The 14,105-nt window shown below is 65.6% G+C and carries 9 protein-coding genes and 3 pseudogenes; 6 read left to right on the top strand and 6 right to left on the bottom strand.

Going from position 1 to position 14,105, the window contains the following annotated elements:
- The first annotated feature begins 353 nt into the window (after positions 1 to 353).
- From L7N97_RS10285 to istB (L7N97_RS10295), 3 genes and pseudogenes are all read left to right on the top strand, one after another.
- Positions 354 to 2,381 (top strand): S8/S53 family peptidase, encoded by a 2,028-nt coding sequence (locus tag L7N97_RS10285; RefSeq protein WP_237478209.1) that lies wholly within the window; start codon positions 354 to 356, stop codon positions 2,379 to 2,381.
- Between the two features lie 89 nt (positions 2,382 to 2,470).
- Positions 2,471 to 3,997 (top strand): annotated as a pseudogene (gene istA, locus L7N97_RS10290) (IS21 family transposase).
- Complete coding sequence (gene istB / locus L7N97_RS10295) at positions 3,987 to 4,781, top strand: IS21-like element helper ATPase IstB (RefSeq protein WP_237478210.1); 795 nt, start codon at positions 3,987 to 3,989, stop codon at positions 4,779 to 4,781. The pseudogene istA and the gene istB (L7N97_RS10295) overlap by 11 nt, the downstream one beginning before the upstream one ends.
- A 99-nt stretch (positions 4,782 to 4,880) precedes the next feature.
- On the opposite strand, the gene L7N97_RS10300 is transcribed toward istB (L7N97_RS10295), so the two are convergent.
- The 3 genes and pseudogenes from L7N97_RS10300 to L7N97_RS30520 form a co-directional block, all read right to left on the bottom strand.
- Entirely contained in the window at positions 4,881 to 5,765 is an 885-nt protein-coding gene (locus L7N97_RS10300) for a LysR family transcriptional regulator (protein ID WP_237478211.1), read from the bottom strand.
- A gap of 320 nt (positions 5,766 to 6,085) precedes the next feature.
- Positions 6,086 to 6,523: pseudogene (locus L7N97_RS30515) on the bottom strand (IS5 family transposase); the annotation flags it as partial.
- Entirely contained in the window at positions 6,439 to 6,897 is a 459-nt protein-coding gene (locus L7N97_RS30520) for a transposase (protein WP_309242804.1), read from the bottom strand. The gene L7N97_RS30520 and the pseudogene L7N97_RS30515, both read right to left, overlap by 85 nt.
- Before the next feature lie 52 nt (positions 6,898 to 6,949).
- Between L7N97_RS30520 and L7N97_RS30660 the strand changes: the two genes are divergently transcribed.
- From L7N97_RS30660 to L7N97_RS10330, 3 genes are all read left to right on the top strand, one after another.
- Positions 6,950 to 7,633, top strand: a complete 684-nt coding sequence (locus tag L7N97_RS30660) for an HTD2 family dehydratase (protein WP_487343513.1) — start codon at positions 6,950 to 6,952, stop codon at positions 7,631 to 7,633.
- A gap of 183 nt (positions 7,634 to 7,816) precedes the next feature.
- Positions 7,817 to 9,142 (top strand): MFS family transporter, encoded by a 1,326-nt coding sequence (locus tag L7N97_RS10325; RefSeq protein ID WP_255721639.1) that lies wholly within the window; start codon positions 7,817 to 7,819, stop codon positions 9,140 to 9,142.
- A gap of 41 nt (positions 9,143 to 9,183) precedes the next feature.
- Positions 9,184 to 10,401 (top strand): CaiB/BaiF CoA transferase family protein, encoded by a 1,218-nt coding sequence (locus L7N97_RS10330; protein ID WP_237478213.1) that lies wholly within the window; start codon positions 9,184 to 9,186, stop codon positions 10,399 to 10,401.
- 190 nt (positions 10,402 to 10,591) lie between these two features.
- On the opposite strand, the gene L7N97_RS10335 is transcribed toward L7N97_RS10330, so the two are convergent.
- The 3 genes and pseudogenes from L7N97_RS10335 to istB (L7N97_RS10345) all read right to left on the bottom strand — a co-directional run bounded on the left by L7N97_RS10335 (position 10,592) and on the right by istB (L7N97_RS10345) (position 14,101).
- Positions 10,592 to 11,572: a nitroreductase family protein gene (locus tag L7N97_RS10335; protein WP_237478214.1), complete on the bottom strand. Its 981-nt coding sequence runs from the start codon at positions 11,570 to 11,572 to the stop codon at positions 10,592 to 10,594.
- A gap of 672 nt (positions 11,573 to 12,244) precedes the next feature.
- Positions 12,245 to 13,199, bottom strand: a pseudogene (locus L7N97_RS10340) (IS1380 family transposase); the annotation flags it as partial.
- A gap of 158 nt (positions 13,200 to 13,357) precedes the next feature.
- A complete protein-coding gene (istB, locus tag L7N97_RS10345; RefSeq protein ID WP_237478215.1) occupies positions 13,358 to 14,101 on the bottom strand; it encodes an IS21-like element helper ATPase IstB in 744 nt (247 codons plus the stop codon).
- Positions 14,102 to 14,105 lie beyond the last annotated feature (4 nt).

The raw sequence follows: 14,105 nt of genomic DNA on the forward strand, positions 1-14,105 counted from the left end.
TCCCCCGATCTCGACCGGCGATGTCTGCCTCGAGGTGACGCCATCGGATGGCGCTACGCGCAAGGTTGGCTCGAATCCGGCCGTCACCGCTCGGAAGGCGAGATCGGTTGGCGAACGCTGGATTCGCCACCAGAAGATCGCCTCGAATGGGTGGACGACTACGAACGTCATAAGAAATCAGTGGATCAACGGAACACCTGCGGCGCCGGGCAGTGACGATGTGGGCTCTGTTGACGATCGGCGATCCTGGTTAAGGACCGTATGGGCGAACAATCGGTGCTCCCGATGTTCAAAACGTCATCGACATTCTGTCCGGCTCGACTACATTCCTATCAACTCTTGGGAGAGACGCCGTGACGAATCGCACGTGGAACGGTGGCTCGGGAGATTGGGCCGACCCGAGCCGGTGGGCCGCGGCGAACACGGGGGCGCCAGGCGCGCCCATTCCGGGCGACACCGCAACGGTCGGGAGCGGCACCGCCGACCTCATCGGGGCGGAGGGGCTCGACGGCTCGATCTACGACGGCCTCGGCATAACCCTGGGTGACGCCGCGAACGACCCCGCCACGCTGCAGTTGTCGGGCGTCTATCTCGAGTCGTTCTCTTCGATCACGCTTGCAGGCTCGGCGACGATCGCCTCGGACGGCGTATCGGCGATCGCCTGCCCTGTGACGGACGCGGGCGCCGGCACGGTGCTGACGCTGTCGGGCGACCCGTCGGTCCAGAACGGGTTGCTGATCACCCGAGGCGCGTCCGTCACGGTCGGGCCGAGCGCCACGTTGGACCTCGAAGGCCGCATAACCGACGAGGCGGGCGCAGGCATCACGGCGGCCGCGGGCTCGACGGTGGTCAACAACGCCTCCGTCACAGCGGTGGGGCCCCTCATTGACGTCGGCGGCGCGCTGACCGGGACGGGTACGATCACCTTGGAGGACGCCACCACGGTGGAACTCGAAGGCAGCGTGTCGTCGGGCCAGACCATCGCTTTCGGAAGCGTCGACGGCCGGCTGGAGATCGCGGCGCCGGACGCCTTCGCGGGCGCCGTCACGGGCTTCGCCTCGGGCGACCTCATCGACTTCACCGCCGTCGCGGCGAGCAGCGCCGCCTACGATGCCGCCACGCAGACGCTGTCGCTCTACGGCGCGTCGGGCCAGGTGCTCTCGGCGCTGCACGACGTGGAGGCCGCGGCCGGCGCGCTGAACGTCGCCGACGACGGACAGGGCGGCACCACGGTCAGCTACGCCGGATCGCTCCCACGCAAGAAGTATCAGATCACCGACGGCGACCGCGCCATGGGGGCGGACATCGCGCGGGCGACGGAGATCGCGCCCGCGACAGGCGCGCCGATCACCGGGGCCGGGGTCAAGGTCGGCATCATCTCCAACAGCTTCGACACGGTGGCGCCCGGCTCGGCGAACGCCGACGCCGCAGCGGGCTACCTGCCCGCCAACCCCGACGGCACCTCGGCCGTCACGGTGCTGCGGGACGACGACGCGCAGGGCGACGACGAGGGTCGCGCCATGGCCGAGGAAGTGCATCAAGTCGCCCCGGGAGCGCAGCTCTACTTCGCGGCGCAGGGCAACTCGCAGGCTGACTTCGCGGCCTCGGTCAGGGCGTTGCAGGCGGCGGGCTGCCAAGTCATCGTCGACGACGACGCCTTCACGCATGGGCCCGGTTACCAGATCGACGCCAGCGTCGCGACGACCGAGGCGGCCGCGGTGGCGGCCGGCGTGAACGTCTTCACCTCCGCCGGCAATTTCGGTCAAGCCTTCCTGGAACAGCCCTTCACCCCGCAGCAGACCGTGCTCAGCGACGGCACGGCCGCGAATGCCGAGGTGTTCGACAACGGCACGCCATACGAGACGGTCACCATTCCAGCAGGGGAAACCACCCACGTCGATCTGCAATGGACGGCGCCCTACGAAGGCGTGAACAACAAGGGCGCTCCGGACGCACTCGGTCTCAAGGTCTTCGAGGCATCGGGCAAGCTCGTCGGCACCGGGACGGTCGAGACAGTGGCGGGGGTGAACACCGCCGACGTCTACTATTACTTCCCGGTCGAGACCGCGGCGACCGACTATCGCTTGGCGGTGACCCTCAACGGGCAGCAGGTCAGCCCCTCGGCCTTCAAGCTGGTCCTTTCGGGAGGCGGAACGAGCGGGACGAGCCCGGGCGGCATCTTCCACGACGCGGCGAGCGGCCAGGGCTCGGGCGACGAGCGCGCCCAGCAACTCGTGCCGGGCGTCAACACGGTCGGCGAGAGCTACTTCGCCAACAGCGCCGCCTTCGGCCTCGCGCCGACCTACGACGTTGCGGCCAGCGACGTGGGGCCGGGGACGCTGCTCTACGACGGCTCGGTGTTGAATTCCGCTGAGAAGTGACCCAGGGGGCACGAACTTTTCCACTGAGATTTGACCCATGTTTTCACCTCCTCCCACGCGGCTGTGTGGGGGGCATCGGAGTGATCGACATGGAGTTATTGAGCGTCATCCGACGCTGGCACTACCGGGACCAGCTTTCGATCCGTGAGATCGCCCGACGCACCGGGCTATCGCGAAACACGGTCCGCAAGTATCTGCGCTCAGAAAACGTCGAACCCCGCTTCAAAGCTTCCAAGCGGTCGAGTAAACTCGACGCATATGCTGACAAACTTTCGGCGATGCTGCGCATCGAGTCGGCCAAGACGCGCAAACAGAAGCGGACGATCGGGCAGCTGCACGTCGATCTCGTCGGGCTCGGCTATGAGGGCTCTTACAATCGGGTGGCCGCCTATGCCCGTGATTGGAAGGCTGCCCGACAGCGTGAGCAACTGAGCAGTGGTCGCGGCACCTTCGTGCCCCTGGCGTTCACGCCGGGCGAAGCGTTCCAGTTCGACTGGTCAGAAGACTGGGCTCTGATTGCCGATGAGCGAACCAAGTTGCAGGTCGCTCATGTTAAACTGTCCTATAGTCGTGCCTTTACCCTCCGGGCCTACCTACTACAAACCCACGAGATGCTGTTCGACGCTCATGTCCACGCGTTCCGCGTCCTGGGTGGAGTGCCGCAACGCGGCATCTACGACAACATGAAGACTGCCGTCGACAAGGTCGGCCGCGGCAAGCAACGACAAGTCAACATCCGTTTCTCGGCCATGGTCAGCCATTATCTTTTCCAGGCTGAGTTCTGCAATCCAGCCTCCGGTTGGGAGAAGGGGCAGATCGAGAAGAACGTGCAGGACGCCCGTCATCGGCTTTGGCAGCCCATGCCGAGCTTCCCTTCCCTGGATGCGCTCAACGACTGGCTGGAGAAACGATGCAGGGAGTTGTGGGCTGTGACGCCGCACGGATCGCAGCCCGGCACGATCGCCGAAATTTGGGCCGAGGAAGTCCGGCATCTGATGGCTGTGCCTCGACCGTTCGACGGCTTCGTCGAGTACACCAAACGCGTTTCTCCGACTTGCCTCGTCCATCTGGAGCGCAACCGCTACAGCGTGCCTGCGTCCTTCGCCAACCGCCCAGTCAGTCTGCGCGTTTATCCCGACCGCATCCTCCTCGTCGCCGACGGACAAGCCATCGGTGAGCACCGTCGCGTCTTCGCTCGGTCCCATGATCGTCGGAGCGAGACGGTTTACGACTGGCGTCATTACTTGGCGGTCGTGCAACGCAAACCTGGTGCACTGCGGAACGGCGCGCCCTTCGCCAAGATGCCGGACGCTTTCAGGGCCCTGCAGCAGCACCTGCTCAAGACGCCGTGGCGACCGCGAGATGGTCGAGATCCTGGCCCTGGTCCTCCAGCATGACGAGGAAGCCGTGCTCACGGCCGTCGAACTGGCCTTGAAGGCCGGCGTGCCGGCCAAGACCCACATCATCAACCTGCTGCACCGACTGATCGACGGCACACCGCCGACTGCGCCGACGGTCGACACTCCCAGGCGCTCACGCTGGTCACCGAACCGCGGGCCAACGTCGAACGCTACGACGCTTTGCGTCGGGCCAGGGAGGTGCGTCATGCGCCATAACCCGGCCAGCGGAGCCATCGTCATCATGCTGCGGAGCCTGAAGATGCACGGCATGGCCCAAGCCGTCGAGGAGCTGACCCAACAGGGCGCGCCGGCGTTCGAGGCGGCCATGCCGATCCTGTCGCAGCTCCTGAAGGCAGAAACAGCCGAGCGGGAAGTCCGTTCAACAGCCTACCAGCTCAAGGCTGCCCGCTTCCCGAGCTACCGCGATCTCAACGGCTTCGACTTCACCAGCAGCGAGATCAACGAAGCTCTCGTCCGCCAGCTCCATCGTTGCGAGTTCCTGGACGATGCTCACAACATCGTTCTGGTCGGAGGTCCTGGCACTGGCAAGACTCACATCGCCACAGCCCTCGGCATCCAAGCCATCGAGCAACATCGCAAGCGAGTCCGTTTCTTCTCCACCGTGGAACTCGTCAACGCCCTTGAACAGGAGAAAGCTCAAGGAAAGGGCGGACAGATCGCCGGCCGACTTGTCCATTCGGATGTCGTTATCCTCGATGAACTGGGATACTTGCCGTTCAGCGCCTCGGGTGGTGCCTTGCTGTTCCATCTGCTAAGCAGACTGTATGAACGTACCAGCGTCGTGATCACCACTAATCTGAGTTTTTCGGAGTGGGCCACAGTCTTCGGAGATGCCAAGATGACCACGGCCTTGCTCGACCGCCTCACTCACCACTGCCATATCCTGGAAACCGGAAACGACAGCTTCCGTTTCAGGAACAGTTCGGCAAAGGCCTCCAAACCCACCAAGGAGAAAGCAAAGGACTTGACCGCTCGCTGACCAACCAGCCACCATCAGGACGGGTCAGTTCTCAGTGGAAAGCCTGGGTCAGATCTTGGTGGAAATTAACACCCACGGCTCGGAGCGGGGTGAACGTGCTCAAGCTTGTCTGAGGTGCTCGACCAAGCGAGCGGCATGGGCGGGTAGGTCGCCCATGGAACGCACGCAGATGGTCAGTCGGCGCAACGCCCAGGCATCCTCAAGCGGGATGATCTTGATCGCCATGATGCGACGCAGGCGTTTCGCGGCCGAGGCGGGCACGACCGCGACTCCCGTCCGGCTCTCGACCATCCGGCACACGCCGTCGAAGCTGCGCAATTGAACTCGCAGGCGCAGGCGACGCCCGACCCGCATGGCATGGCCCGCCAGGAAGTCCTGGAGCGCCGCCCCATCGGATAGTCCGATGAAGTCGTAGTCGAGCATCAGGCTGAAAGAGATCCGCCGCCGGCCGGCGAGGGCGTGATCGCGCGGGACGACAGCGACGAGCCGGTCCTCGCGGAACGGGAATGTCTCGAGCGAGGCGACGTCGACCGAACCCGCGACGATCCCGATGTCAGCGACACCTTCGGCGACGCTCCTGACAATGTGGTCGCTCAAGTGCTCCTGCAAATCGACGTTCACGCCGGGATTCTTCATCAGGTATTCGCTCAGCGCTGCCGGAAGGAACTCGACAAGCGCATTGGTGTTCGAGAACAGGCGTACTTGGCCCCTGAGCCCGTGTGCGAACTCATCGAGTTCGCTGCGCATCCTCCCGAGCTGCTGCAGCACGATGCGGCTGTGCTGCAGCAATGCGCGTCCCGCCGGAGTCAGGGGCACGCCCAGGCGTTCCCGGTCGAGCAGCGCCACGCCCGCGACCTCTTCCATGCCGCGGATTCTGGCGCTCGCCGCACCAAGCGCCATGTTCGCCGCCGCCGCGCCGTGCGTGATGCTGGCCGCCTCCGCCACGGAGACGAACAGCCTCAGGTCCGTGACGTCGAAGCGCATGCGGCCTCCCGCGGCCAGCCTACAGAATCCGCGAAGGCTGGCCTCGAAAGATGCGCATGGTCTCCCGAGTGGTGTCCAGTCCCTATGCGCCCGAACACGCGACGAGTGTTTCGGGAGGGTTTACAGCGATGGATCTGGATTTGGGGAGTCTGCGGTCCTGGATCGGTCGCCAGGAGATCCGCGAGGATGTCGTTACAGGCTTCCCGGCCGCCGCGCTCGCGGCGACGCTCGACGAGGCCGAGGGCTCGCCGAAGCCCGGCGATCCCCTGCCTCCGCTTTGGCATTGGCTCTATTTCCTGCCCCTGCACCGCCGATCCGAACTAGGCGGTGTGGACGAATTTGACCAAGCACAGTCCTGCGGCGAAAGCGACGATGGATCGGAAGTTTCTTGCGGTCTTCTCGCATCGGAGGGCGACGCGCTTGAAGCGCTTCAGCCGACCGATGCCCTGCTCGATGCGGGCCCGGGCCTTGTAAAGGGTGCGAGCGAAGAAGGCCGGCTTGTTCTTCTCGTTCGCTTTGTGGGGGATCACAGGGGCGATACCGCGCGTCCTCGCGGCGTCTCGGTTGGCTTTGCTGGCATAGCCCTTGTCGCAGATCACGGCACGGGGCTGAAGATCGGGGCCGATGTCGAGCAGGGTTTCGAAGTGTCGCCCGTCGGAAGCTTCACCGCCGGTCAGATCAAAGGCGATGATGTCGCCGGAAGCGTCGGACTTGGCATGGATCTTCGTGGTGAAGCCGCCGCGAGAGCGACCGAGGGCTTGTCCGTGCTGCCCCCTTTTGCGCCGGCTGCCGACACATGGGCGCGCACGATAGTCGAGTCGAACATCTGAACGAGATGAGCGGTGTCGCTCATCGACGCGAGCGTGTCGAAGAAGGCTTCGAACACGCCGGCCTGGCTTAACCGATCAAACCGCTTCCACACGCTGTTCCACAAACCGAAGCGCTCGGGCAAAGCGCGCCAGCGAACATTTTCGACGCTGAAAAAATGAAGCGCTTCAAGAAAAAGCCGATCATCTGTTGCCTTCCGTCCCCGCCGGGGAAGGCAGGCGCGGAACACCGCGAGTGTATGCGTCCAGTCTTGCTCCGTCATTCGCGTCGACATCGATCTCACCCCCCGAATGCCTCGGGGCATGAGAATCAGACCTGAGCCAGCAAGGGAATCCCCAAAAGCGTTGCTGCTCTAAATTCGTCCACACGGCCTAGGGTCCGACGGACATGCGAAGCGCGGCGGCTTCCTCCCGCCCGTCCCACTCCCCCGCCGCATGTGGGCCGGCGGACGCTTCGCGTTCACCTCGCCCATCCGGATTGGAGACGTCCTACGGCGCGTCTCGACCGTCGAGGACGTTACGTCCAAGGACGGACGCACGGGGCCGTTGGTCTTCGTGGTGGTGCGCCACGACATCTCCGGGCCGCGGGGCCACGTGCTGACGGAGTGGCACGATATCGTCTACCGCGGGCTCCCCGCTCCCGGGACGCCGGCCGCCCCTCCGGCCCGTGCCCCGGCGAGTCCCGAATGGACGCGCGCCGTCGTGCCCGACGACGTCCTGCTGTTCCGCTACTCGGCGCTGACCTTCAACGGCCACCGCATTCACTACGATCGTCGCTATGTTACCGAGATCGAAGGGTATCCGGGCCTGATCGTGCACGGGCCGCTGCTCGCCACCTTGCTGGCCCGCCTCGCCCAGGCCTCCATGCCCGGGTCGGAAATGACTGCCTTCGCGTTCCGCGCGGTCGGGACGGTATTCGACCTCGCCCCCTTCCAGGTCTGCTGCCGACGGGGCGAGGGAGACGGCGAACTGCGGCTGTGGGTCGAGGGCGGTGATGGCTCTCTAGCCATGCAGGCGAACGCCACGATGCGGACGAGCTGAGGTCGAGGGCCGGCCAAGCCGGAGGACTCCACGAGCAGCCCGAGACCCACGCCCTGCCGCGAGCCAGCGGCGGTCACCAAGAACAAGAACAAGAACAAAAAAGACGACATCCTCGCTCCACCAATGGGAGGTATTCACATTTCCACGTCCACACTAACGTACGAGTCCGCGGTTTTCGGAGAAATGCCGACCGGTCGACGTGCCCGCGCGGTCGCCGGAGCCTGCGCCGGCAATCTCATCGAGTGGTACGATTTCTTCATCTACGCATACACAGCGATCTACTTCTCATCGTCGTTCTTTCCGACAGACGACTCGGCGAGCCAGCTGCTCGCCTCGGCGGGGGTGCTGGCCGTGGGCTACTTCATGCGCCCCCTCGGCGGCTGGCTGTTCGGATGGATAGCCGACACCCGTGGCCGCAAGTCGTCCATGATCCTGTCCGTGTCCATGATGTGCGCTGGTTCGCTGATGATCGCGTGCCTGCCGACCCATGCGACCATCGGGATCGGGGCGCCGATCCTGTTGCTGGTCGCGCGCCTGGTGCAGGGGCTCTCGATCGGCGGCGAATACGGAGCCGGCGCTACCTACCTCAGCGAGATCGCCACGAAGGGTCGGCGCGGGTTCTACTCTTCCTTCCAGTACTTCACCTTGATCGCCGGCCAACTCGTCGCGCTGACGGTCCTGCTGATCCTTCAATCGCTCCTCCCAGTCGTGGAGTTGAAGGCCTGGGGCTGGCGCGTCCCCTTCCTCATCGGCGCCGCCCTCGCGATCGCCGTGCTTTACCTGCGCCGGACCATGCAGGAGACCGCCTCGCCTGAGGCTATGCACCGTGAGGAGGCCGGCTCACTCGCCGCGCTGTGGCGGCACAGGCGCGCGGTGATGCTGGTGGTCGCCTTCACCATGGGCGGCTCGCTCTATTTCTACGTCTTCACCTCTTACATGCAGAAACTCCTCATCAACACCGCCGGGATGGACGCCACCACGACGAGTATCGTCATGACGGTCGCGCTCGCGACATTCATGGCCCTGCAGCCGATCTTCGGCAGCCTGTCGGACCGGATCGGCATCAGGAACAACATGCTGCTGTTCACCGGACTCGCCACGCTCGCCGTCGTGCCGCTGCTGTCGGCGCTGGCGACCGTGTCAAATCCCTACGCGGCCTTCGCACTGGTAATGACCGCTCTCGTGATTGCGGCCTTCTATACGCCCATTGCCGGCACCGTTAAGGCCGACCTGTTCCCGACGGAGGTCCGCTGCCTCGGCGTGGGCCTTCCTTACGCAATCGCCAACGCCGTTTTCGGGGGCACGGCGGAGTTCGTCGCGCTCTCCTTCAAGAACGCCGGCGTCGAGAGCTACTTCTACTACTACGTCGCGGCCGTCGTCTCAGTGTCCTTGATCGGCGCCGTGCTGATGCCGGACCTGCGGACCCGGGGCTACCTCGACGGGCTCGGCGCGGTCGCTGAGATCCCCTCCCCCCAGCGGTCCACGCGGCCGGGCGCCCCTTCCCTCTGAAAATCACTGTTCCCCAAACCAACCCTGGAGCATCGCGCGCCATGAACGCCCCTGTCCTGCCCCAATCGCTGAATGACTCCGTCCGCCCCCTCGATGGGATCACGGTCGTCTCCCTCGAGCACGCCATAGCGGCCCCCTTCGCCACACGCCAACTCGCCGACCTCGGCGCGCGCGTCATCAAGGTCGAGAGGCCCGGGGTCGGCGACTTCGCCCGCGCCTACGACGACCGCGTCCAGGGCATGGCCTCCCACTTCGTCTGGTGCAACCGTTCGAAGGAAAGCCTGGCACTCGACCTGAAGCACCCGGATGCGAGGTCCATCCTCCGCGACCTCGTCTCAAGGGCGGACGTCCTCGTCCAGAACCTCGCACCGGGCGCGGCGGCGCGGCTCGGCCTGTCCGAGGAAGCGCTGCGGGCGGACTGCCCGAGCCTCATCGTGTGTGACATCTCGGGTTACGGGCCGGACGGCCCATATCGCGACCGGAAGGCCTATGACCTGCTGATCCAGAGCGAGGCCGGCTTCCTATCGGTGACGGGAACCCCCGACGAGCAGGTCAAGGCCGGCCTGTCCATCGCCGACATCGCCGCCGGCATGTACGCCTACACCGGCATCCTGTCCGCCTTGCTGAAGCGTGGGCGCACGGGGCGCGGCAGCCACGTCGAGGTCTCGATGCTCGAAGCGCTCGGCGAATGGATGGGCTTCCCCCTGTATTACACCTTTGAAGGCCAGGAGGCGCCTCCGCGCACGGGAGCCAGCCACGCCACCATCTTCCCTTACGGCCCTTTCCCGAGCGGGGATGGGAGAACCGTCATGCTGGGGCTTCAGAACGAGCGCGAGTGGGCGACCTTCTGCGACAAGGTCCTTTTTCGGCCCGACCTCGTCCACGACGGGCGTTTCGCCTCGAACGTCTCGCGCGTCCGTAACCGCGTCTCACTGACCGAGATCATCGTCGCCGTCTTTGCCGGGAGCACGGCCGAGGCGATCACCGGTCGCCTCGACATGGCCGGCATCGCGAACGCGCGCGTCCGGACCATGACCGAGGTATGGGATCACCCGCAACTGCGCGCCCGAAGCCGTTGGACGGAAGTCGCGACCCCGAACGGTGCGGTCCCCGCCCTCCTGCCGCCGGGAGCGCCGAAGGGCTCGCAGCCTCGGATGGATCCCGTCCCGGCACTCGGGGCCCACAGCGTCGCCATCCTGGCGGAACTCGGCCTGGACGATGCAAAAATCGCGGCGCTGCGCGAGGCGCACGCGATCTGACCGAGTCGCCTTTCCACGGACCGTCGCCTGTTTGCAGCGAGGTCGTGCCCCAGAGCGTGGTATAGGTCCTGGCAGGGCCACCACGGTCTTCGGCTTGGGCAAGGACGGTCAGGCTACCGTGCTGGGCAGGCTGACAATGGCAGCAGCACCTTCCGTGCAGGCTTTCATTGCGCCCATCATCTGAAGCCCATCATGCTCGCACCTCGAGGTTTCGCAGTACGTCCTCGACGCCGGGCGACGGAGAGGAGGCGACCGTAAGCCGCTCCGGTATCTGTCCGACTCCGATCAGGGTGACGACGACATGATAATCGGGGATGTCGAATTCCCTACGGAGCGCCTGATCCTGTTCGAGCGCGGCGGACCAGTTGAGCATGCAAGTCCCAAGACCTTGGGCGTGGAACGCGAAGACCAGCGACACCGCGAACATTCCGCCGTCGATCCAGCATTGGTTGCGCTCGCCGGCCATGTCGAATTGGCGGAGGTCGACGGTGACGACGAGGACCGCCCCGAGTTTGTGCCCGAAGCCGAGGTTCCCCCGATGAAGGGTCAACAGGTGGTCGCGCATCGCCTGCGAGTAGGCCACGAAGACGTGCCGCGTCTCCCTGTTGCGAGTGCGCGGCGATCTGATGGCCCGGCTTACCGCTCTCCTGACTTCCTCCTCCGAAACGGCTTCGCCGGTGAACTGTCGGACACTGCGCCGTGTACGGAGGAACGCATCGTAGTCAATTGCGGTGGCCGCCAGCACCTCTGCCCTCGTGATCTCGATCGAACCACCGGGCAGTTCCTTCTCGACGTCCTCGGACGCGAACTCACGCAATCGAGCTTCAACCTCTCCCGGCAAAGGGAAGCTGTGCTCATCGTGGAACGCCACGTATGCCCTCAGCACTCCACGGGCGCTGCGGGTCGCGAATCCTGTGGCCCCCGCGTGTTCCAGGTCAGCTATCCGATCCATCATCAATCGAATCTTCGGCGCCGCGAAGCCCGCGCGGGTATCCGCCATCGCGAGCCCTTTCTCGACGGCGTGGGCGGCCGAGACGAGTTCGGCGCCCACCGCCGTGGAATCAAGGTTCGGCTCGACCGCACTCGAGTGCTCCGCGAATCTCATGAAGTCATAGTCATAGTTGTTGTAGAGTTCAGTCCTCTTGTCGCTTACGTTCGTCGTGTCGGTCATGTCGGATCCTCCATGTGCGTCGTTTGGCCAAGGCTGCGAAGTCTGAGCTATTCGGCGAGCGGGCGATCGGCAGGCGGGATGGGTGAACTTCGAAGGCGAGCCTCAGCGTCGCCGAGCCCTGCACGAGTCATGCGTCGCGCGTGCCTCGTCCCGGTGGTGTCCTTCCCGGTCCTTGGAAACGTGAGCGACATCGAACTAACTATCCCTCCAATCCGCTCGCGGCTCGCGGACGAACACGCCGATCGAGGATTGGTGGTCAGTACGGAGTGGGCGCGCGGTTCCGCTGACTGCGTGCCGCCTCCGTCCACCAAGCCAAGTCGTCGGCGAAGCGCGGAAAGTCGCGGGCCAGCGCCGCCCCGCCGTCGCCGACGATGCCGCCGTCCTCATCCAAGGCCTGCCCGACGTTGCCGACCGCCAGGGTACTAGCCCGCTTTATTCGTCCCGGCAGCGCCGTGGTGGGCTACACTCGTCTCGAATGCTACTGACAGGTGAGCGGGCAAGCGCCGACGCTGCCGGGGGTCAACGGCGGTGGGGTCGGGCTGGTTTCGGACGGTGAGGGGTTGGCGGGAGGGGTTCGATGACGGGGGCGTGGTGCCCCGTCGGTCACGTCGCCAAGCTTGGAATGCGGATGAGGACGAGGCGCAGGATGGCCTGAACCGGGCAGGCGGTCGGCAGATGGACGCGGATCTGCGTCTTCATCTCGACGACGCGGGCCGCGATCTTGATCAGGCGCAGGCGCAAGGTGTCGAACTGGACGACGCGCCATTCGGAGCGCTTGGGCATGGCGGCGCGCAGCCCCCACAGCAGCCAGTAGGCCCCGGCGTGGAGAAACAGCCGGAACTGGTTGGCGACGGCCTTTGTGCAGGACGTGCGATCGGCGGCGAGGTGTGTCTTCCAGGCCTTGATGTGGTTTTCGGCCCTGCCGCGTCGGCAGTAGATCTTTTCGTAGAGCGCCTTGGACCGGCCGACGAGGTCGGTGACGACGAAGCGCGTGTCGGTGCCCTGATCCCCCGTCTCCACGCGGGCGATGATGCGTTCCGTCCGGCTCCAGGAGGCGGCGCCGTCGTAGAAGTCGGTGAAGCGCCGCACCTTGTCGATGCCGCCCTTGGCGGCGAAGCGGGGACGCCGCCTGGACCTCCAGCCCGACGACGTGCCTGCGCAGTGTCGCGCTGGTGGGCACGCCCAGCATGAAGCGCACGTCCATGGCCCGGCACAGGTCGATCACCTCCGGCACGCCATAGTGGCCGTCGGCGCGCACCAGGATCTCGGTGCGAGGCCAGTGGGAGCGGATGGCGTGGATGAGCCGGCGCAGGTGGCCGCGGATCTCGACGCCCTTGGGCCGTTTGGCCGGACGCAGCACGGCCGCCACGAACCGGCCTTCGCCATCGAAAACCACGATGGGCTGGAAGCCGTACTCGTCGTGGTGGGCATTGAACAGACGGAGTTGCTGACCGCCGTGTACCGCATCGAACGTGTCGTCGATGTCCAGCACGATCCGTTGGGGCACCTGCCGGAACGAAGTGCAGTACAGGTCCACCATGGCGCGTCCCATGCGCAGCAGGGCACGCACGTCGGCCATGTTCTCCAGCCGCGAGATCGTCGGCTGCGAGGCGAGATCGCGTCCCGAAGGCGCGATTGCAGATTCCGACGAAGCCGGCCGGGTATTCCGATTTTCAAGCCGGCCAGCATTCCAACATGAAGCCGGCCACCGTTCCGATCTGAAGCCGGCCACGGCGATGGCGCCCCGCTGGTCGGGTTCGTAGATCGGTCGAGGAGTGTTTCGGGTCAAGCCAGCTGGTCGGCAGGGCGGTGCTTGCGCAGGCTGTCGCCGGACAACGCGATCCGGTAGGCGTTGTGGATCAGGCGGTCCAGCACGGCATCGGCCAGGGTCGGGATGGCGATCATCTCGTACCAGCGGTCGACCGGCACCTGGCTGGTGATCAGCACCGAGCCGGCGTCGTAGCGGTCCTCCACGATCTCCAGAAGGTCGCGCGCCTGCTCGGCGCTGAGGGGCTCAGGGCCCCAATCGTCGAGGATCAGCAGCCTGGCGCGGGCGAGCTGCTTGAGCAGTTTGGCATAGCGGCCGTCGCCGCGCGCCAGACCGAGCGCCGCGAACAGGCGCGGCACACGGTAGTACAGGACCGACAGGTCCTCCCGGCAGGCCTTCTGGCCGAGCGCGCAGGCGAGCCAGCTTTTGCCGACACCGCACGGCCCGGTGATCACCAGGTTGCGCCGGCTTCGGATCCAGTCGCAGCCGGACAGCTTGAGGAACAGGGCACGGTCGAGGCCGCGATGGGCGCGGTAGTCGACATCCTCGACGCTGGCCGGATGGCGCAGGTGGGCGGCGCGGGCGCGGGTTTCGAAGCGCTTCTGCTCGCGCAGGGTCTTCTCGTGCTCCAGGATGATGCCGAGCCACTCGGCGTGCGTCAGCGCCTGCGCTTCCGGGTTCCCGTCCAGGGTCTTGTAGCCCTGCGCCATGCCGTGCAGGCCGAGGCCGTGCAGAAGTTCGAGTGTGGGATGAGCAAGCATCGTC

The sequence above is a fragment of the Lichenibacterium dinghuense genome, assembly GCF_021730615.1.
Lineage (GTDB): Bacteria > Pseudomonadota > Alphaproteobacteria > Rhizobiales > Beijerinckiaceae > Lichenihabitans > Lichenihabitans dinghuensis.

Coding starts and splice junctions, on each gene's coding strand:
- istB (WP_237478210.1), top strand. CDS start 3,987: ATGCGCCATAACCCGGCCAGCGGAGCCATCGTCATCATGCTGCGGAGC.
- L7N97_RS10300 (WP_237478211.1), bottom strand. CDS start 5,765: ATGCGCTTCGACGTCACGGACCTGAGGCTGTTCGTCTCCGTGGCGGAG.
- L7N97_RS30520 (WP_309242804.1), bottom strand. CDS start 6,897: ATGCCCCGAGGCATTCGGGGGGTGAGATCGATGTCGACGCGAATGACG.
- L7N97_RS10325 (WP_255721639.1), top strand. CDS start 7,817: ATGCCGACCGGTCGACGTGCCCGCGCGGTCGCCGGAGCCTGCGCCGGC.
- L7N97_RS10330 (WP_237478213.1), top strand. CDS start 9,184: ATGAACGCCCCTGTCCTGCCCCAATCGCTGAATGACTCCGTCCGCCCC.
- L7N97_RS10335 (WP_237478214.1), bottom strand. CDS start 11,572: ATGACCGACACGACGAACGTAAGCGACAAGAGGACTGAACTCTACAAC.
- istB (WP_237478215.1), bottom strand. CDS start 14,101: ATGCTTGCTCATCCCACACTCGAACTTCTGCACGGCCTCGGCCTGCAC.